Source organism: Acinetobacter sp. LipI_15, from assembly GCF_058242865.1.
The window spans coordinates 2,957,594-2,974,477 of sequence record NZ_JBZAYN010000001.1 but is presented as its reverse complement, the minus strand read 5'-3'; the positions used below and the strand labels follow the sequence as shown (position 1 = coordinate 2,974,477).

18 protein-coding genes and 2 tRNA genes are annotated in these 16,884 nt (G+C 41.4%); 13 read left to right on the top strand and 7 right to left on the bottom strand.

Going from position 1 to position 16,884, the window contains the following annotated elements; all coding sequences use genetic code 11:
- The first annotated feature begins 124 nt into the window (after positions 1 to 124).
- From AC4CU0_RS14125 to AC4CU0_RS14110, 4 genes are all read left to right on the top strand, one after another.
- The gene (locus tag AC4CU0_RS14125; protein WP_490743362.1) at positions 125 to 307 is read left to right on the top strand and encodes a hypothetical protein; all 183 of its coding nucleotides are present in this window, start codon (positions 125 to 127) and stop codon (positions 305 to 307) included.
- A 71-nt stretch (positions 308 to 378) separates the two neighbouring features.
- Positions 379 to 507: a hypothetical protein gene (locus AC4CU0_RS14120; RefSeq protein ID WP_490743361.1), complete on the top strand. Its 129-nt coding sequence runs from the start codon at positions 379 to 381 to the stop codon at positions 505 to 507.
- A gap of 134 nt (positions 508 to 641) precedes the next feature.
- Complete coding sequence (locus AC4CU0_RS14115) at positions 642 to 980, top strand: GlpM family protein (RefSeq protein ID WP_180065212.1); 339 nt, start codon at positions 642 to 644, stop codon at positions 978 to 980.
- A 189-nt stretch (positions 981 to 1,169) separates the two neighbouring features.
- The gene (locus AC4CU0_RS14110; RefSeq protein ID WP_490743360.1) at positions 1,170 to 1,892 is read left to right on the top strand and encodes a hypothetical protein; all 723 of its coding nucleotides are present in this window, start codon (positions 1,170 to 1,172) and stop codon (positions 1,890 to 1,892) included.
- Positions 1,893 to 2,003: 111 nt separating this feature from the next.
- Here AC4CU0_RS14110 and tenA read toward each other — a convergent pair whose 3' ends face one another.
- Positions 2,004 to 2,669, bottom strand: a complete 666-nt coding sequence (tenA, locus tag AC4CU0_RS14105; RefSeq protein WP_180022380.1) for a thiaminase II — start codon at positions 2,667 to 2,669, stop codon at positions 2,004 to 2,006.
- A 207-nt stretch (positions 2,670 to 2,876) separates the two neighbouring features.
- Here tenA and AC4CU0_RS14100 point away from each other — a divergent pair, with 207 nt between their 5' ends.
- The 3 genes from AC4CU0_RS14100 (at position 2,877) to ssb (ending at position 6,121) form a co-directional block, all read left to right on the top strand.
- On the top strand, positions 2,877 to 3,962 hold the full coding sequence (locus AC4CU0_RS14100) for a DUF475 domain-containing protein (protein ID WP_427988028.1): 1,086 nt from the start codon (positions 2,877 to 2,879) through the stop codon (positions 3,960 to 3,962).
- A gap of 155 nt (positions 3,963 to 4,117) precedes the next feature.
- Positions 4,118 to 5,482 carry an MFS transporter gene (locus tag AC4CU0_RS14095; RefSeq protein ID WP_490743359.1) on the top strand — a complete coding sequence of 455 codons (1,365 nt, stop codon included), beginning with the start codon at positions 4,118 to 4,120 and terminating at the stop codon, positions 5,480 to 5,482.
- Between the two features lie 51 nt (positions 5,483 to 5,533).
- A complete protein-coding gene (gene ssb / locus AC4CU0_RS14090) occupies positions 5,534 to 6,121 on the top strand; it encodes a single-stranded DNA-binding protein (RefSeq protein ID WP_078190523.1) in 588 nt (195 codons plus the stop codon).
- A 124-nt stretch (positions 6,122 to 6,245) separates the two neighbouring features.
- Here the strand turns inward: ssb and AC4CU0_RS14085 are convergent, their stop codons facing one another.
- Complete coding sequence (locus AC4CU0_RS14085) at positions 6,246 to 6,710, bottom strand: hotdog fold domain-containing protein (protein WP_078190522.1); 465 nt, start codon at positions 6,708 to 6,710, stop codon at positions 6,246 to 6,248.
- Positions 6,711 to 6,843: 133 nt separating this feature from the next.
- On the opposite strand from AC4CU0_RS14085, the gene AC4CU0_RS14080 reads away from it, so the two are divergent.
- Positions 6,844 to 7,482, top strand: coding sequence for a TetR/AcrR family transcriptional regulator (locus AC4CU0_RS14080; protein ID WP_180059338.1), 639 nt, complete (start codon positions 6,844 to 6,846; stop codon positions 7,480 to 7,482).
- Positions 7,483 to 7,644: 162 nt separating this feature from the next.
- Positions 7,645 to 8,208 carry an alkyl hydroperoxide reductase subunit C gene (ahpC, locus tag AC4CU0_RS14075; protein WP_078190520.1) on the top strand — a complete coding sequence of 188 codons (564 nt, stop codon included), beginning with the start codon at positions 7,645 to 7,647 and terminating at the stop codon, positions 8,206 to 8,208.
- A gap of 69 nt (positions 8,209 to 8,277) precedes the next feature.
- Here ahpC and AC4CU0_RS14070 read toward each other — a convergent pair whose 3' ends face one another.
- Together AC4CU0_RS14070 and ycaC are read right to left on the bottom strand one after the other, a co-directional pair.
- Positions 8,278 to 9,201, bottom strand: coding sequence for a LysR substrate-binding domain-containing protein (locus tag AC4CU0_RS14070; RefSeq protein WP_490743358.1), 924 nt, complete (start codon positions 9,199 to 9,201; stop codon positions 8,278 to 8,280).
- A 107-nt stretch (positions 9,202 to 9,308) separates the two neighbouring features.
- Positions 9,309 to 9,935, bottom strand: coding sequence for an isochorismate family cysteine hydrolase YcaC (ycaC, locus tag AC4CU0_RS14065; RefSeq protein ID WP_078193174.1), 627 nt, complete (start codon positions 9,933 to 9,935; stop codon positions 9,309 to 9,311).
- Between the two features lie 327 nt (positions 9,936 to 10,262).
- Here ycaC and AC4CU0_RS14060 point away from each other — a divergent pair, with 327 nt between their 5' ends.
- The 3 genes from AC4CU0_RS14060 to AC4CU0_RS14050 all read left to right on the top strand — a co-directional run bounded on the left by AC4CU0_RS14060 (position 10,263) and on the right by AC4CU0_RS14050 (position 13,699).
- Positions 10,263 to 11,141: a pirin family protein gene (locus AC4CU0_RS14060; protein ID WP_180025915.1), complete on the top strand. Its 879-nt coding sequence runs from the start codon at positions 10,263 to 10,265 to the stop codon at positions 11,139 to 11,141.
- Positions 11,142 to 11,571: 430 nt separating this feature from the next.
- Positions 11,572 to 12,870: an FAD-dependent oxidoreductase gene (locus AC4CU0_RS14055; RefSeq protein WP_143221600.1), complete on the top strand. Its 1,299-nt coding sequence runs from the start codon at positions 11,572 to 11,574 to the stop codon at positions 12,868 to 12,870.
- 1 nt (position 12,871) lies between these two features.
- Positions 12,872 to 13,699, top strand: coding sequence for an SAM-dependent methyltransferase (locus AC4CU0_RS14050; protein ID WP_490743357.1), 828 nt, complete (start codon positions 12,872 to 12,874; stop codon positions 13,697 to 13,699).
- 51 nt (positions 13,700 to 13,750) lie between these two features.
- Here AC4CU0_RS14050 and AC4CU0_RS14045 read toward each other — a convergent pair.
- The 3 genes from AC4CU0_RS14045 to AC4CU0_RS14035 all read right to left on the bottom strand — a co-directional run bounded on the left by AC4CU0_RS14045 (position 13,751) and on the right by AC4CU0_RS14035 (position 14,763).
- Positions 13,751 to 13,826: transfer RNA gene (locus AC4CU0_RS14045), tRNA-Thr, on the bottom strand.
- A gap of 190 nt (positions 13,827 to 14,016) precedes the next feature.
- Complete coding sequence (locus tag AC4CU0_RS14040; RefSeq protein WP_078190515.1) at positions 14,017 to 14,244, bottom strand: hypothetical protein; 228 nt, start codon at positions 14,242 to 14,244, stop codon at positions 14,017 to 14,019.
- A 428-nt stretch (positions 14,245 to 14,672) separates the two neighbouring features.
- Positions 14,673 to 14,763 (bottom strand) — tRNA-Ser (locus AC4CU0_RS14035).
- A gap of 122 nt (positions 14,764 to 14,885) precedes the next feature.
- On the opposite strand from AC4CU0_RS14035, the gene AC4CU0_RS14030 reads away from it, so the two are divergent.
- Positions 14,886 to 16,766 (top strand): potassium transporter Kup, encoded by a 1,881-nt coding sequence (locus AC4CU0_RS14030; protein WP_078193161.1) that lies wholly within the window; start codon positions 14,886 to 14,888, stop codon positions 16,764 to 16,766.
- Positions 16,767 to 16,884: the final 118 nt, after the last annotated feature.

Sequence of the window (16,884 nt, the reverse complement as noted above, 5' to 3'; positions counted from 1 at the left end):
TGTTCAAGTGTAATTTAAACCTAGATTTATGCGTGACTTTGTGAGAAAAATGGCCGAATCAAAATATAGCTGTCTGTGCCGATGCCCTAAAACATCTGCAAATCAGCAATCTAGGACTTTTAACATGAAATGGCAACTTCATCTCAATCCAATATTAGGTGTGATGGGTTTATTGATGTGTAGTGTGTTTTTGAGTGCATGTACCCCGAACCACACACCGAAAGCGCAAAAATATGACAGCTTAGAACAAGCAACTTTGGCGCTGAATACCGAAAGTGAAAAATTGATCTGTATATTGCGAAATTAGGTCAAGCCAAAACAGAAGCTGAAAAAAAGCAGCTGGCTTGCGAAAAAATTCCTCAACAGTTTGATTTGGTTTTGGCAATTGTTGAAAACAATCAACATTTGATGAGTGCTGAAGATTTAAAAGTTCAAGCGCAGTTTAAGCAAATGGCTGAGCAACAAAAAGCGCGCTTTACATCTAGCCTATGGTGTAAAGGTGCATAAAGATCAAGGCGCTATGACTTTTTTAAGTTCATCGTTTAAATCTCCTGTGCTATGCGCATAAAAATGCATTGGAAAATCTCAGGACTATCGCAGAAAAGGCGTAAAATGCAGTTTTCTCGAAACTATAGAATGCCATGTTGTCCTTATTTCTCAAAAGCTTAATGGGTGCCTTTGTTGTGGTATTAATTGCTTTGCTGTCTAAAAGTAAGGCGTTTTATATTGCAGGTTTGGTTCCATTGTTTCCGACTTTTGCGTTGATTGCCCATGTAATTGTGGCAAATGATCAGGGTGCAGCCGCATTACAAAAAACAGCACTGTTTGGACTCTGGTCTCTCATCCCCTATTTCATTTATTTATTAATGGTGTATCTGCTCGCAACACGTTTGAGCTTAACGGCATGTTTGAGTGTAGCAACGTTGAGTTGGGTGCTTGCTGCGGCTGTTTTGATTTATGCATGGCAGAGTTTTCAGTAAGCATCAAAAGCCTATATCGATGCTGTTTCAGATTAACTTTTTATCGGTTCTAGATCATTTATAAAACAATAGATTTGTATTAAATTATGATGAATTTCCAATCACTAAATGTGTGATTTAAAATGTAAGTATTTGAATAATTGATTATAATTCTGCCAGAACAGCAAATAATCATGATAAGAGCAAATAATGTTAAAACAATTTTGGGTGATCATCTGCCTCATGTTTTCAAGTCAAATCCTGTGGGCTGAAGACAGTCAAATCCTCGCGTTTGAACAGTTTATTGACCCTGCAGAAGAGCAGCGCTATAGCGTGAGCGTGCCTGCGGTCGCGCAAAATGAACAGCTATGGTCTGTAGTATATATGGTGCTGCAAACCAACCAAGTCCCTGATAACACCGTACTGGACTTTAAAGTCGTTCCTCAAGGTTTATTGTTGAAAAATAATCCTGCACAAAAAATACAAGAGTACGGTTTTGACGGCGTGCAGTTGGCACAGAAAAAAGACTATGTACTGTCCCAATTTTCCGATCTGAGTGAACAACTGGAAGATCAAACTGGCAAGAAAGTGCAGGATGCATCAATCTTTGATGCTAGTCGTGCCCATGTATATGCCCGCGTAGAAGATTGGGTGCCTGACTATAATGCACACGCAACTCAACTGAATATTGAACTGGGTAAACTCAATGAAATGCAGGTGAAAGGACTGTATTTGATTTTAGGTAAAGGTGAAAAGCCCAAGGATTTATTGGCCATTGCTCAACTTGATCCGATGATCAAATCACAATTTCATTCAGAAGAAATGCAGGAACGCAAAGCAGCGCGCAGTGAATTGCGTGAAGCACGTTTTGCGATCTTCTTGGTGATTATCGCGATGGGGATTTTCCTCGGATGGTATCGTTTTAAACGCTAATGCTTAAAATGATCATGCAAGGTCATTCTAAAAACCGAATCCAACCGTATAAAAAAAGGATCTAAAAGCAATTTTAGATCCCTAAATTTTTATACAGCTAAAATCACAGGTTTATTCAATGGGCCAAGTCCGCTGTTGATACGCGCTGTCCCAGAACATCCATTCTAATTTTGCGCCGTTCGTGTAAGCCGCATGCATTTTTTCACGTGTATCTGCATCACAGCGAGCCGCCACTCGATCAATGGTTTGAATCACATTTTGTACAGCGCTGTTGAAGTCTTGACCTGAGTAGGTGTCGATCCATGCTTGGTAAGGGTTATTCGGCACAGATTGGCTGACAATGGCTTTGCCGACTTCAGCATAGATCCAAAAGCAAGGCAGGAGTGAGGCAAGGACCACAGGGTAACTTTCTGACCATGCTGTCGCTGTTAGAAATGAAGTGTAATGATGGCAGGCAAGGGTCAGTGGAGTATTTTCAAACTGTTCTTTGCTGATGTTGAAACCTTGCATAAAGTCATTGTGCAGACTGCGTTCCACCACGATGGCAATTTTTGCCGCTTCAGAAAACTGAATCACATCGTCGGCATCAAATGCCTTGGCTGCACACACTGCAAGTGCACGACCATAGGCCAATAAATAATGGGCATCCTGAATGACATAGTGACAAAAGGCGTCGCGGCTTAAGCTGCCCTGAGCCAATTCCTGATTAAACGGTAGATGGAGTATCTGCTGATATAACGCGGTATTACGTTGCCAAACTTCTTCAGAAAAACGCATTGAACATTCCTGTCGTTAAAAATGAAAGACGGGTCTACACCATGATGCGATGTAATTGAGAGCCTCCATCTTAGAGTGTTTATTCAAAATGTAACGAATAATTTTTGGTTTCAATCCTGAAAAGCGGCATAATTGCGCCATAAACTTAGCTTCAAACTGGGTATTCCCTCATTTTGAAATCTTATTGAATGAATAGGTCGATCTCTCATGATGAAACATTTTGGTTTCTCAATCGTCTTTACGATCGTGTGTCTTGCCATTTCTGCATATTGGGGTCTGAATCATGGCCCAAATGCAGGTGTGCAAGCCATGCTGACAGCACTGACCATTACTGCAATTTTGGCAGTGATGGAAGTATCATTGTCATTTGATAACGCTGTAGTGAATGCATCGGTACTCCGTGGTTGGGATCATTTTTGGAAAATGATTTTCTTAACCGTCGGGATCGTGATTGCTGTATTCGGTATGCGTTTGATTTTCCCAATTGTGATCGTGGCTGTGACCGCAGACATGGGTGCAATGGAAGTGGTTCAAATGGCGTTGAATGATCCAATTCAGTATTCAGCTAAATTGATGGCCCATCATGCAGAAATTGCGGCCTTTGGTGGTGCTTTCTTATTATTGGTGTTCCTGAACTTCTTCTTAGATGAAGGGAAAGATACCCATTGGTTCCGTTGGCTAGAGCGCCGTTTAGCTAATCTTGCAAACGTTCCTGCGATGTCCGTGTTTATTGCCCTAATTGCGTTATTGGTAATGGCAGCAAACGTAGCCGAAGCCTCTCGTCTAGCGGTAGTGATGGCGGGTATCTGGGGGATCGTGGTGTATATCGGTGTCCAAGTACTGAGTCATTTATTGGGTGGTGAACCTGAAGTTGATGAAAACGGTAATGCGGTTGGACATGACGCAAATGGCGTACCGACGGGCGTGATCAAAGCAGGTTTTGGTGGTTTCCTTTACCTTGAAGTACTCGATGCCTCATTCAGTTTTGATGGTGTGATTGGTGCATTTGCGATTACCTCTGATGTCGTAATCATTATGCTCGGTCTTGCTATTGGTGCTATGTTCGTGCGTTCAATGACCATTTACTTAGTGGATAAAGGCACCTTAGATGCTTATATCTTCCTTGAACATGGTGCGCATTATGCGATTGGTGCTTTGGCCTTCATTATGTTGGCGAGTGGCACAGGTCTTCATGTCCCTGAAGTGGTAACGGGTCTAATTGGTGTGGCATTTATTGTTTGGGCTGTGATTGCCTCAATTCAATATAAAAAGCGTCAAGAAAATCTAGGCTAATTTAAATTTGCCTAAAATCTCCCAAAAAGCGCAGCATCAGCTGCGCTTTTTATTTGTCCAATCATCAGGATATTTAAAATCAATAAAAATCCTGCTTCGCTTTAAGCTGAATGTCCTATAATCCCATTCCAAGATTAATGAATTTTTAACCAGCTATGATGAATGCTCTTGAACGACGCTCAACTTTTGCTTTGAGTAGTATTTTCGCCTTACGTATGCTGGGGCTGTTCATGATTATTCCTGTTTTCTCTGTGGCAGGTCAGCAATATGCAGGGGCAACACCAGCACTTATTGGTTTAGCGGTGGGTGTCTATGGGTTGACCCAAGCAATTTTACAGATTCCGTTTAGTTTGATTGCAGACCGTTATAGCCGTAAACCGTTGGTGGTGATCGGGCTGCTGTTGTTTGCTTTAGGTGGTGCAATTGCTGCAATGTCCGATAGTATCTATGGCGTGATTATCGGGCGTGCGATTGCCGGTGGTGGTGCTGTATCTGCCGTAGTGATGGCTTTGTTAGCCGATGTCACACGTGAAGAACAGCGTACTAAAGCCATGGCCATGATGGGGATGAGTATCGGTTTGTCCTTTGTGGTCGCGTTTAGCCTTGGGCCTTGGCTCACGGGTTTAGTCGGCATCTCGGGTTTATTTTGGGTGACCACCATCATGGGACTTGCCGCGATTGCGATGTTGCTATTGGTACCGAGAGTAACGCGTCATCATAAAAATTTTCAACAAGGTTATCTGACGCAGTTAAAGCAAGTACTGAAAATGCCTGATCTAAATCGTTTACATGTTTCAGTCTTTTCATTGCATTTACTGCTCACAGCGATGTTTATCTATGTGCCGTCTCAGTTGATTGACTTTGCCAATATTCCATTACATTCACATGGTCTGGTGTATTTGCCGCTTTTGGTCGTGAGCCTGTTTTTTGCATTTCCAAGTATTATTTTGGCGGAAAAATATCGCAAAATGCGCGGCATTTTCTTGACCGCCATTGGTGGCATTATTCTAGGATTGGGCATCTTAATTTTTGGTTTCGAATCTAAATATATTCTGCTTACTGGCTTAGGATTATTCTTTATTGCATTTAATGTGATGGAAGCATTATTACCGTCATGGTTATCAAAAGCGGCTCCAATTCAATCCAAAGCAACAGCCATGGGCGTGAACGCCAGCAGTCAGTTTCTGGGGGCATTTTTTGGTGGTATGATTGGCGGGCAACTTTTGTTGCTAAATGATACGGCAATGGGATGGGGCATCCTGACAGGGCTAGCCATTTTATGGTTGATCATTAGTTTTGGATTGGCTCAGCCGCGTTATTTATCGTCTATGGTGTTTAGTTTGCCTGAAGATAAAGAAACGGATGAATGGACTTCTCAGCTTTTAGCAATTCGTGGTATTGAAGAAGTTGTGGTGATGTCTGACCAGCAAGTGGCTTATGTAAAAGTGGATAAGCAGCAGATGGATGAATCTGCGCGACAACATTTAACGCACTTGTTAGGGAAAGAGGTAGCCATTTAAGCATAACTCTTATAAAGTAAATAATAGAAACAAATAGGAAGAATACGTCTGATGCGTGGTGTAAATAAGGTCATTTTAGTTGGTACTTTAGGTCGTGACCCTGAAACAAAAACTTTCCCAAATGGTGGTTCTCTCACTCAGTTCTCAATTGCAACGAGTGATTCATGGACTGATAAAAATACAGGTGAGCGTAAAGAGCAAACAGAATGGCACCGTATTGTGTTGCATAACCGTTTAGGTGAAATTGCACAGCAATATTTGCGCAAAGGTTCTAAAGTGTATATTGAAGGTTCATTACGTACTCGTCAGTGGACAGATCAAGGCGGTCAAGAGCGTTACACGACTGAAATTCGTGGTGAACAAATGCAAATGCTTGACAATAACCGCCAACAAGGCGAACAAGGTCAAGGCGGCGATTTTGGTCAGCCTCGTTTTAATAATCAACAAGGTGGTTATAACAATAACCAAAACCAAGGTGGCTACGGTAATAACTCAAACCAAGGCGGTTATGGCAATAACCAACCGGCTCAAGGCAACAGCTATGGCAACAACAACCCAGGTGGTTTTGCGCCAAAACAACAGCCTGCACCGACACCGGCTCCTGCTGCAGCAGATTTAGATGACGACTTACCGTTCTAATAAACCTTAAATACAGCGTTTAAAACGGTAGATCATCATCAAAAAAAAGCCCTCAATCTTGAGGGCTTTTTTATGCATGGCTTATTTTGAAAGATCAGTTTCATGCTGCAATTGAGTCGATGACTTATTTTTTTGCTGATACCCACATGGTAATTACGGCTTTAAAAACCACTTCATTACGCGTGTTGTTCACCACGACATTCACCAAATAATCACTCCCTGCATTCCACGTAAAATTAGCATCGACAGGCGTGGCAATGGCCGTTAAATCTGTATCGGCTTTTTTCAAATATTCCACAGTCATGCCTTTGGGAATCCAACGATGGCTGCTCGGAACGGTCACATCGGTCATGGTACCGCCAGCCAATTCAGCCATATTACACATGGCAATCGCGTGGACAGTGCCAATATGATTCAGCACGCTGCGCTGTTTTTTTATATGTAGTTCACAGTATTGGGGCTTTAATTCATCAAAAACAGGCGAAATACTGCTGAAATACGGTGCTTTCAAACACAGCAATTTTGAAAAAGTCCATTTCCCTGCGGGTTTGTTTTGGAAGGTCTTCCATAATTTTAATGCTTGGCTCATGCTTAATTATCCGTCATTATTCAGAATATAATTCTAATACAGAATATTGTTCTGTTAATGGCGTAAATGACGTCACAGCTATTAAAAAAAGCCAACATTGTTTTAAAATGACCCGATCAAAGGGAAGGTATCGATGTCGTCAAATCAAGCATTATTGCAACGAATTTACAGTGGTCGCCGAGCGGAACTTAAACGGCAGATCTTAGGAGAAGCCCTTGCATGTTTTTTAGAGCAAGGGATTGAAACGACGACGATTGAACATGTGAGAGACCGTGCAGAGACCAGTGTTGGCGCGATTTACCATCATTTTAAAAATAAAGATGGTTTAGTGGCGGCATTGTATTTTGCGGCGTTGCAAGATCAATTTGTGAAAAGGGCAGATGCATTGACACAGGCCCAATCGCTGCAGGAAGGCATTCAAGCCATTTTGTGCTCGTATATAGACTGGGTCGAAGCCTATCCAGATTTTGCAGGATTCTTGTATGCGGCAGGGTTTAGTATGCGTAAGGAAACGCTACAAGCCGAGTTAAAAAAACATAATTTGCAATGCAATAGCGCACTACTGGATTGGTTGACCGCACAACCCGATTGGCATTTGATTGAGCATTTACCCAAAGAATTAATGATGTCATTGGTCTTAGGGGCAACGGAAAATTATTGTCGGGCATGGTTATCACATAAAGTCAAAACGCCACCATCACACTATAAACAACAGTTTACACAGGCTGCTTGGCAGACCCTCTTTATGGATATAAAGGCTTGCACCCATTGAACTTGATTGGTTTGCACGATGGAAAGGCAAAGATTGATTTAAATAACAAATCTAAAAATCCGATAGTTTTTATAAAAAAGTTCGGTTTTACCTATGGTTTGATATTTCGTATTCTAGCTTCAACAGATAAGCAATCCCTGAAATGAGTTAGAGGAATATCAAATGAGTTTAATTAATACTGAAGTAAAACCATTTAACGCTACCGCTTACCAAGACGGTCAATTTATTGAAGTTTCAGAAAAAGACTTCTATGGTAAATGGTCTGTGGTGTTTTTCTATCCTGCTGACTTTACTTTTGTATGTCCAACAGAATTAGGCGATCTTGCTGATCACTATGCTGAATTCAAAAAAATGGGCGTAGAAATTTATTCAGTATCTACTGATACACACTTCACGCATAAAGCTTGGCACGATTCTTCTGAAGAAATTAAGAAAATCGAATACCCAATGGTTGGCGATCCAACTTGGACACTTGCGAAAAACTTTGATGTTTTAATTGAAGCAGACGGTCTAGCTGACCGTGGTACTTTCGTAATTGACCCTGAAGGTAAAATCCAAATCGTTGAAATCAATGCAGGTGGTATCGGCCGTGATGCTTCTGAATTGATGCGTAAAGTAAAAGCTGCTCAATATGTACATGCACACCCAGGTGAAGTATGTCCTGCAAAATGGAAAGAAGGTGAAGCGACGCTTGCACCATCGATCGACCTAGTGGGTAAAATCTAATTTGGTGATCCAACCGTAGATTTAAAAAAGCCAGAACTGAGTTCTGGCTTTTTTTGTGGTTCTAGAACATTAAACTAAATAGCCATCATGTTTTGGAGCATAGTCACGAATTCCAGCGACTAAATAGTCAATTAATCTCTCCATGACTAAGCGCTGACCTTTGCGGGAAGCATATACCAATTGTACCTTACCGACATTTGAGCACCATTCGGGGAAGAGGTGAATTAAACGACCTGCCTCTATATCTGCTTGCACGGTTAAATAGGGTAAGTCTGCAATGCCTAAACCATCGAGTACTGCATAGTAAGCACCGGCTAAGTCATTGCTTTTAATCCGAGGTTGTAAGGCAATTTCAATCTGCTCTTGCTGTCCGGTATGATGCAAATGCCATTGATAGCGGTTTTTCTGTGTACCTAAAACGATACTCGGAAATTCTGTCAATTCCGTAATATGCTTTAACTCGCGTCCTTGTAAAAGATCTGGACTAATCACTAAGCAATGCACGGTTTTAATCACGTCACGTACAATAATGCTCGAGTCTTCATTCTTACTAAAATTGGTACGAATCGCTAAATCAATGTCGTCATGCAAGACATCTACACGGCGGCTAGACAGCTCAAGTTCGACCTGAACTTTGGGATGATCTTTTAAAAATTGATTTAACAAGGGGCGAATTTGATGTTCCATCATGACGGGTGGACAACTAATTTTAACCAAGCCCTCAAGTTCACTTTTTTGCTTCAGGAGCACCTGATGCGCACATTCAACTTGTTCGATCACTTTTATGCATTCTTCATACAATTCTTGGCCTAATGTCGTGACCTTAAAGTGTCGGGTAGAACGCTGAATCAGGGTGACATTATATTTGGCTTCGAGATCTAAAATGCGTCGGCTTAATTTTGATTTTGTAATATTCGATGCTTCACTTGCAGCGCTAAAACCGCCATGTTTCACCACCAAGTAAAAGTAGTAATAGTCATCAAATGAATGCATGGATCACCTTATGCAGTGAAAAATTATTTCAATTCAAATTATCATACGTCAATTTATATATCAGGTATAAAAAAAGCGGCTCGGAGCCGCTTTTTACTACTGAAGGATTATTTCTTTTCAGTATTTTGCGTATAGCTGTTGATGAGGTTGCGGTAGTCTGGAATATGGTTGCCGAAAAGCGCACCTAAACCTTCAATATCATTACGCCAGTCGCGGTGTAATTCACATGCGGTACCAAACCAGGTCATGAGCTGTGCACCTGCTTGTGTCATACGTTCCCATGCTGAGTCGCGGGTTAAATGGTTGAAAGTACCTGAAGCATCGGTCACTACAAAGACATCAAAGTCTTCTTCTAAAGCAGACAAGGTTGGAAATGCAACACAAACCTCAGTCACTACACCCGCAATAATCAATTGTTTTTTGCCGGTTGCTTTGACGGCTTTCACAAAGTCTTCATTGTCCCAAGCATTAATTTGACCTGGGCGTGCAATATAAGGTGCGTCAGGGAACATTTCTTTTAGTTCAGGAACCAATGGACCGTTTGGACCTTGTTCAAAACTGGTGGTGAGAATCGTTGGAAGATTGAAATATTTCGCGGCTGCAGCCAGTGCGAGCACATTATTTTTAAATTTATCTGGATCAATGTCGCGAACCAATGAAAGTAGACCTGTTTGATGGTCAACTAAAAGTACCGCGGCATTGTCTTTGTCTAAACGAACGTAAGGTTTGCCCATTTTATTGTCCTCTTTCCTGTTTGCAAGTACGCAGGATCAGATGAAATCTGCGTGTTAACTAGATTTAGAATAGTTGTAAAAATGAGACAATAAAATGGGTTTAAATGAGAAGCTCAATCATAAAATTGGGATAATTCATCGTTGTATATGTCTTAAACCTTAGAATTTCGAAATTAATGCTTGGTTTTGAGTGAGGTGCAGATTGTATGTCTGAGTATTGTTCTAATTTTGAGATATAGAATGCTATCTGGATGATGGCCATCAAGTATTTCAAAGCTTAAAATAAGCGCTATGTTCATCCTATCGTATGAATATAGGAGCTAAGAAATGAAAAAAGTAATTGGTGTTTATCGTAATCAGCAAATGCACTGGGTGGGCGATGGTTTTCCAGTCAAAAGCTTATTTTCCTATGATCGTCTAGGTCAGGCGATTAGCCCATTTTTGCTTTTGGATTATGCGGCACCTTATCAGTTCGATCCCACCACTGCACGGCATGGTGTAGGTTCACATCCACATCGTGGTTTTGAAACGGTGACTATCGCCTACAGCGGTGAAGTGACTCATAAGGACTCAAGTGGTGGTGGCGGCACAATTCAAACAGGCGATGTGCAATGGATGACCGCAGGGTCGGGTCTGGTACATGAAGAATTTCATTCGCCTGAATTTGCTCAAGCAGGTGGTCTTTTTGAGATGGTTCAATTGTGGGTGAATTTACCGGCAAAAGACAAAATGACCCAGCCTCGTTATCAAGCGATCACACGCCAAGATATTCCTCGCATAGACATGGATGAAGGTGCAGGGCATATTCGGGTGATTGCTGGTGAAATGGGTGGTCACCTTGGGCCTGCACAAACCTTTAGTCCAGTGAATGTCTGGGATGGTGAATTGAAAGCTCAATATGAAACCACCTTACATGTACCTGAAGGGCATAACACCATTTTGGTGGTCTTGAAGGGTGAGGTTGTGGTGAATGAAAGCCATAAAGTTCAAGACAGTTCGATGGTCATGTTTGCCAAAGATGATATCGCCATTCAGCTACAAGCGTTGCAGGACACACAATTTCTGTTACTTAGCGGTGAGCCACTAAATGAGCCGATTCAAGGTTATGGCCCATTTGTGATGAATAGCAAAGCTGAAATTATTCAAGCCTTTGATGATTTCAATAACGGAAAATTTGGTGAAATTGCGCTAGCGCATGAGGCTTAAGTGAAATTCATGCCGTTGAAATAGCCGAAAAAAAAGCCTCTGAACAGTCAGAGGCTTTTTTATTGAGCGCTGTAGTATTTATAGTTGTCATGATTTAAATATCATTTTACTTTTGATAAATTGTGATGAATTTATCACTTTCTTATGTGGCGCATCTTAGCGAGACTTGGCTTTAAAGTAAACCGAAAGTTATAAAAATGGTTAATTTAATTGTTTGGTTTTATAGGGTAATTAAAATTTTAAAGAAAAATATGTTTAAAAAACAAAGCTTAAATTGTGTGCTTTTTGACTGTAAATATTTGTAAATTTAACTTAAAAACGGCTGTACTGAAATCCATACAAAAAGTGCGAATCTGGTATTTTTTAATAGCTATTTTTAACTTCTGATCAGTCATACTTTTAAACTGTGTTTTATAGATGGAAAAGAAAATTGGAAATTGCAGTCATCGGTAGTGGCATGGCTGGGCTGGCTACCGCAAGAATTCTTAAAGACGCAGGGCATAACATTACAATTTTCGAAGCTCTGCCTGGTCGTGGTATGGATAGCCACAGCACTGAGTTTGAAGGCGGCTTGATCGATGCCCCTTTGCGTGTGATGAATCCACACCTCTGGAAAAATACCTTAAGTTTGGCGACCCATTTAGGGATTAAAACCTTCCCCGTCCGTACCTATATGGCATGCAGTTGGCTATTTGAAGATCGTACAGAAACGTGGTTGACCACCAGTCGTAGCCGTATTGGTAATTTCCCAATTATTAATAACCGTAAAGGCTTACAACAATATGGCTGGCGTTTAGTCAAAGGAATGTTGCAACTCAAAGCCGCGATCACTCGATTTTTTAAATCAAAAAATCAGGACATCACGCTTGCCGAGTTCATTAATAAAAATGAAATTGAAGAAGTATTTTGGCATGGTGCGGTCATGCCAGTGTTGTATACCATTTGCACCTGTAACCCGAAAACGATTGGCGAATGGCCTGCAAAACCGCTGTTGATTTTCTTGCGTCAATTGACCAATGGCGATGCCTTGCTGCGTATCCAAGGTGGTACACCTGCGTTGGTTGATAAACTGATTGAAGGTTTAAATATTCAAAGTGGTACGGCAATTACCAAAGTGCACGAGCAAGACGATAAAGTCTTGGTGGAAACTGAGGCCGGAGCACATCATCTATTCGATCGCGTGGTAGTCGCAACACCAACCACCAAAACGGAAGAATTTTTAGATTCTACTCAGTTTGCTGACGATATTGAGCTTTTAAAGAAATTTAAATTTGAGCAAGGTCAGTTGGTGATTCACACTGATCAAACCGTGATGCCGCCGAAGCGTAAAGATTGGTCTGTACTAAGTTATATGATGGACCGTAAATTTACCCGTCAGCAATTTACCGTGTGGCTTAACTCAATCGAGCCGAGCTTGGTGGGTAAAACTCCAGTGTTCCAAACTTGGCAGCCAGTGACACCGATTGATCCTAAAAAAGTGATCTCTTCGGTCAGTTTGACACGCGCAGTGGTGGATTCACATACGGTGGCGCTGAATAAAGAGTTACAGCAACGACATTTATCCCCTGAGCGTAAAGTCTTCTTTTGTGGCTCATGGTCTTGCGATGGTCTGCCGATTTTAGAGTCTGCGGTAACGTCTGCTATGCATATTGCAGAAATTTTTGGTGCGCCATTGCCGTTTGTGGGTTTAAAACCTAAAGTGGAGGTTGCCCCTCAACTCGGTTACTAACATGAAATGGCTTCAAGCAATTCGTCAGTACGTCCCTAGCCATAAATATGCGATTAACAGTCGACTACTCGGAGATGATGCGGAGCTTGCTTGGAGCAATTTGGGCTATTGGGATGATGCAAAATCATCCTATCCTGCAGCCTGTCAAAAACTCGCTTTCCATCTTGCCGAATCCATTCAATTAAAATCTACAGATCGTGTTTTAGACCTTGGTTGTGGGCAGGGCGCGAGCTTGGTTTTTTGGATGGAACATTTTCAAATTCAAAACTTATCCGCAGTCGAATTGCAAACGGCATGTGTGGAAAAAATCCAAAAAAATTTAAATTCAAAAATTAAAATACAACAAGATTCATTTTTGAATTTAAAAAATATTTATCCACAAAACTGTATGGATGCGGTGCTGTGTATTGATGCTGCGTATCATAGTGATTTGAATTTATTGCTTTTATCAGTGGTTGATGTTTTGAATTCAAAAGGGCGCTTTGCTTTTCACTATTTAATGTTATCCGATGCGTTTTTGAATTTAAATTCATTACAGCGACTGAAATATCAAAGTCTGCTGAAAGCAGCAGATGTGAATTTGAAAAATTTAAATTCAAAACAAAATTTACAACACCAAGTGCAACAGGCAGGTTTCGAAAATATCCAGATCGAAGATATCAGCGAATTCGTATTTCAGGGTTTTGCCGATTATATTCAAGAACAACAAAGTCAGACGAGCCTGAGTCATGTGGATCAATTCAAAATCAAGATGACGGCAAAATTGTGCGAGAAGTTGTATCGAGATGGGCTGATTCGTTATGTGCAGATTAGCGCGAGGAAGCCATAAAAGAGCGGCTCTATAAACATCAAAGCCTCACTAAAAAGCGAGGCTAAGAAATGGTGCCGGCACACGGATTCGAACTGTGGACCTACTGATTACAAGTCAGTTGCTCTACCAACTGAGCTATGCCGGCGTTGTGGAATGCATTCTACAGATTTTTTGAAGTGGTGCAAGTTAAAAAAACAGCAAATCGAATGTAATTTATACGTTTGATTTATTCAGCATTCGACCGATGTTTGGCTCTAAAAACTAGAGAAATAAAAATAGGTAATGTTTCGCCCACAAGATGTGGGCGAAAAAATAGGATGGGTGAGCGTTGAGTGCTATTTCATTCTTAAAATTTGGTCTAGATCCTGTGCGCATTCTTCAAGTGTATATGCCATCTCCAGTTGCATTTGGGGGCGGAGTTCATTGGCGAGCTTTCGCCATTCGTCAATCAGACGCTGTGCTTTTTGAATTTTATGTTTATTGATGTCTTTGGCAAGGGTTGGGGTATAGCCACCACGTTTGGCGTTCTTGATCTGCTTAACATAATTCTGGCTGTTATTCATGTTCTCTCCCGAATAGCAGTGATATATGAAAGGTGTTTTTTAAGTTTTTCGTTGATCAAGTTAAAAGTACCGCAATCGCGTTTCAGTTCTATGATGTTTAAATTAATGAATAATTTTTTGAATAGCACCTATATTGAGAGGATGATTTATTTTTAGCATAGGCTTAAGTAATTGTCTTTAGAATATAAAATTTGTATTTGTAAATAAACGTGTCTTTCTTGCTGCCAATAAAAAATCCATAAGTCGTGCATTAGGAAAAAAACGTGTGATTTAAATCCATCAATCAGGACTCAAATACTGTGAAGTTATTGAGCTAAACAAATAGAAGATCAATTAGGGGGATATTTAATATTGAGAACAATAAAATTAAAAAAGGCCTAAATTTTATCAATTTAGACCTTCATTCTGCTTGGCATTGCAGTTTATTCTGGCGGTGAAAGAGGGATTCGAACCCTCGAAACGCTATAAACGTTTACACACTTTCCAGGCGTGCTCCTTCAGCCACTCGGACACTTCACCTTTTGCGCGGTGGATAATAGCGAAAAAAATATATTCTGCCAAGAGAAACAATTGAATTAGACAAAAACATCTTGAGCGGTGCTATGATTCGCAAAAATCCTGTCTAAATTGAAGACAATTATATGCAAAGTACTGCACAAAAAGCCGCATTGCCTGCCATCACCTTGGCAGCTTTGGGCGTAGTATTCGGAGACATTGGGACGAGCCCGTTATATGCGCTGCGCCAATGTTTCCTCACAGCACATTTGGCGATTAGCGAAGCGTCTGTGCTGGGTATTCTGTCCCTGATTTTCTGGTGCATCATGCTGACGATTAGTTTTAAATACGTCAGCATCATCATGCGTGCAGATAACAATGGCGAGGGCGGTATTATGTCGCTGTTGGCCTTGAATCTACGAACCACACGAATTGCCGAAAACAAAAAAATTTACCTGATTGCCCTTGGCTTTATTGGGGCATCTTTGTTCTTTGGTGATGGGATCATTACCCCCGCAATCTCTGTGTTATCTGCGATTGAAGGCTTAAGTATTGCGACGCCGATGTTTAACCAATGGCTGCAACCCTTATCGATCGGTATTTTAGCGGGGCTATTTTTAGTGCAACGCCATGGCACAGGCACGATGGGTAAATTCTTTGGGCCTTTAACGCTCATGTGGTTTTTATCCATAGGCGGATTTGGATTATGGAGTATTTCGCAAACGCCATTTGTGTTGACCATGATCAGTCCGCATTGGGCTTTCAATTTTGTGGTACAGCAGCCCTATGTTGCATTCTTGACCATGGGTGCGGTCATCTTGACGATGACAGGTGGTGAGGCAATCTATGCCGATATGGGGCATTTTGGCCGACTCCCAATCCGCTTGGCATGGTTTATTGTGGTGATGCCGTGTTTGCTGTTGAACTATGCAGGCCAAGGTGCCTTGCTACTGCGTAATCCAGAAGCTTTAGCCAATCCATTTTATATGCTGATCCCAGAATGGGCACTGTATCCAATGATTGCTTTGGCGACAGCGGCCGCGGTGATTGCCTCTCAAGCGGTGATCACAGGGGTGTTTTCTATGGTCAATCAGGCGATTCAATTGCGTTATTTGCCGCGTTTGACAGTGAAACATACCTCTGAAGTTGAACGTGGTCAGATTTATTTGCCATTTATTAACTGGGCATTGTTTATCTCGGTGCTGATCTTGATCTTGCTGTTTGAAAACAGTGCGAATTTGGCCAGTGCGTACGGCGTAGCTGTGACCATGACCATGCTCTGCGGTACGATTTTGATCTCAGTTTTAGCTTATGGTTTATGGCGTTGGCCGGTTTGGAAAGTGGCAATATTTGCAGTGCCATTTTTATTGATTGATTTGATCTTTGTTGCATCGACATCATTAAAAATTGCAGCGGGCGGTTGGGTTCCAATCCTGATTGGTGCGGTATTGTTTACGATTTTAATGACGTGGAAAGATGGACGGGCATTGGTGCTCAATCGGCTCGGTAAAGATGCTTTGCCTATTGACCTGTTTATTCGCAGTGTCAGCATGGGTAGTGAAACCAAGTTTGTTCCAGGTGATGCCGTATTCTTGACAGGAACGCCTGAGATCGTGCCTCATGCCATGTTGCATAATATTAAGCACAACAAAGTTCTGCATGAACGCAATATTATGGTTACGGTCAATACCCGAGACGTGCCGTTTGTACCCGAAAATGAGCGGGTGATCACGGAAAAACTAGATGATCGATTCTATCGAATCACGATGTTTTATGGGTTTAAAGATCAGCCGAATATTCCTGCCGCTTTGGAGCATGCGTATCGTGAATTGGGCTTTGAATTTGATCTAATGCAAATCAGTTTCTTTATTTCCCGAGACCGCATTATTCATACCCTGGGTGAAGGCATGGCGCCATGGCGAGAAAAGCTGTTTATCTCTATGCAGCGAAATACCAGTCCAGTCAGCGATTTTTATCAAATTCCAACCAACCGTGTGGTTGAGTTGGGCAGTCAGATTGAAATTTAAGACGTAGATTGAACTTTTAGGCATAGATTTAAAAGTTAGACACGAAAAAGCCAGATCAATTCTGGCTTTTTTTTATCTGTAATAATTAAACTTTTTTAGTCCAAAGACATAGAGATCA

Bases quoted from the DNA above. Each gene is read 5' to 3' on its own strand.
- AC4CU0_RS14080 (WP_180059338.1), top strand. From the start codon at position 6,844: ATGTCGTCAAATCAAGCATTATTGCAACGAATTTACAGTGGTCGCCGA.
- ycaC (WP_078193174.1), bottom strand. From the start codon at position 9,935: ATGGGCAAACCTTACGTTCGTTTAGACAAAGACAATGCCGCGGTACTT.
- ahpC (WP_078190520.1), top strand. From the start codon at position 7,645: ATGAGTTTAATTAATACTGAAGTAAAACCATTTAACGCTACCGCTTAC.
- AC4CU0_RS14115 (WP_180065212.1), top strand. From the start codon at position 642: ATGTTGTCCTTATTTCTCAAAAGCTTAATGGGTGCCTTTGTTGTGGTA.
- AC4CU0_RS14125 (WP_490743362.1), top strand. From the start codon at position 125: ATGAAATGGCAACTTCATCTCAATCCAATATTAGGTGTGATGGGTTTA.
- AC4CU0_RS14070 (WP_490743358.1), bottom strand. From the start codon at position 9,201: ATGCATTCATTTGATGACTATTACTACTTTTACTTGGTGGTGAAACAT.
- AC4CU0_RS14100 (WP_427988028.1), top strand. From the start codon at position 2,877: ATGATGAAACATTTTGGTTTCTCAATCGTCTTTACGATCGTGTGTCTT.
- AC4CU0_RS14050 (WP_490743357.1), top strand. From the start codon at position 12,872: ATGAAATGGCTTCAAGCAATTCGTCAGTACGTCCCTAGCCATAAATAT.
- AC4CU0_RS14030 (WP_078193161.1), top strand. From the start codon at position 14,886: ATGCAAAGTACTGCACAAAAAGCCGCATTGCCTGCCATCACCTTGGCA.
- tenA (WP_180022380.1), bottom strand. From the start codon at position 2,669: ATGCGTTTTTCTGAAGAAGTTTGGCAACGTAATACCGCGTTATATCAG.
- AC4CU0_RS14060 (WP_180025915.1), top strand. From the start codon at position 10,263: ATGAAAAAAGTAATTGGTGTTTATCGTAATCAGCAAATGCACTGGGTG.
- AC4CU0_RS14085 (WP_078190522.1), bottom strand. From the start codon at position 6,710: ATGAGCCAAGCATTAAAATTATGGAAGACCTTCCAAAACAAACCCGCA.
- AC4CU0_RS14095 (WP_490743359.1), top strand. From the start codon at position 4,118: ATGATGAATGCTCTTGAACGACGCTCAACTTTTGCTTTGAGTAGTATT.
- ssb (WP_078190523.1), top strand. From the start codon at position 5,534: ATGCGTGGTGTAAATAAGGTCATTTTAGTTGGTACTTTAGGTCGTGAC.
- AC4CU0_RS14040 (WP_078190515.1), bottom strand. From the start codon at position 14,244: ATGAATAACAGCCAGAATTATGTTAAGCAGATCAAGAACGCCAAACGT.
- AC4CU0_RS14110 (WP_490743360.1), top strand. From the start codon at position 1,170: ATGTTAAAACAATTTTGGGTGATCATCTGCCTCATGTTTTCAAGTCAA.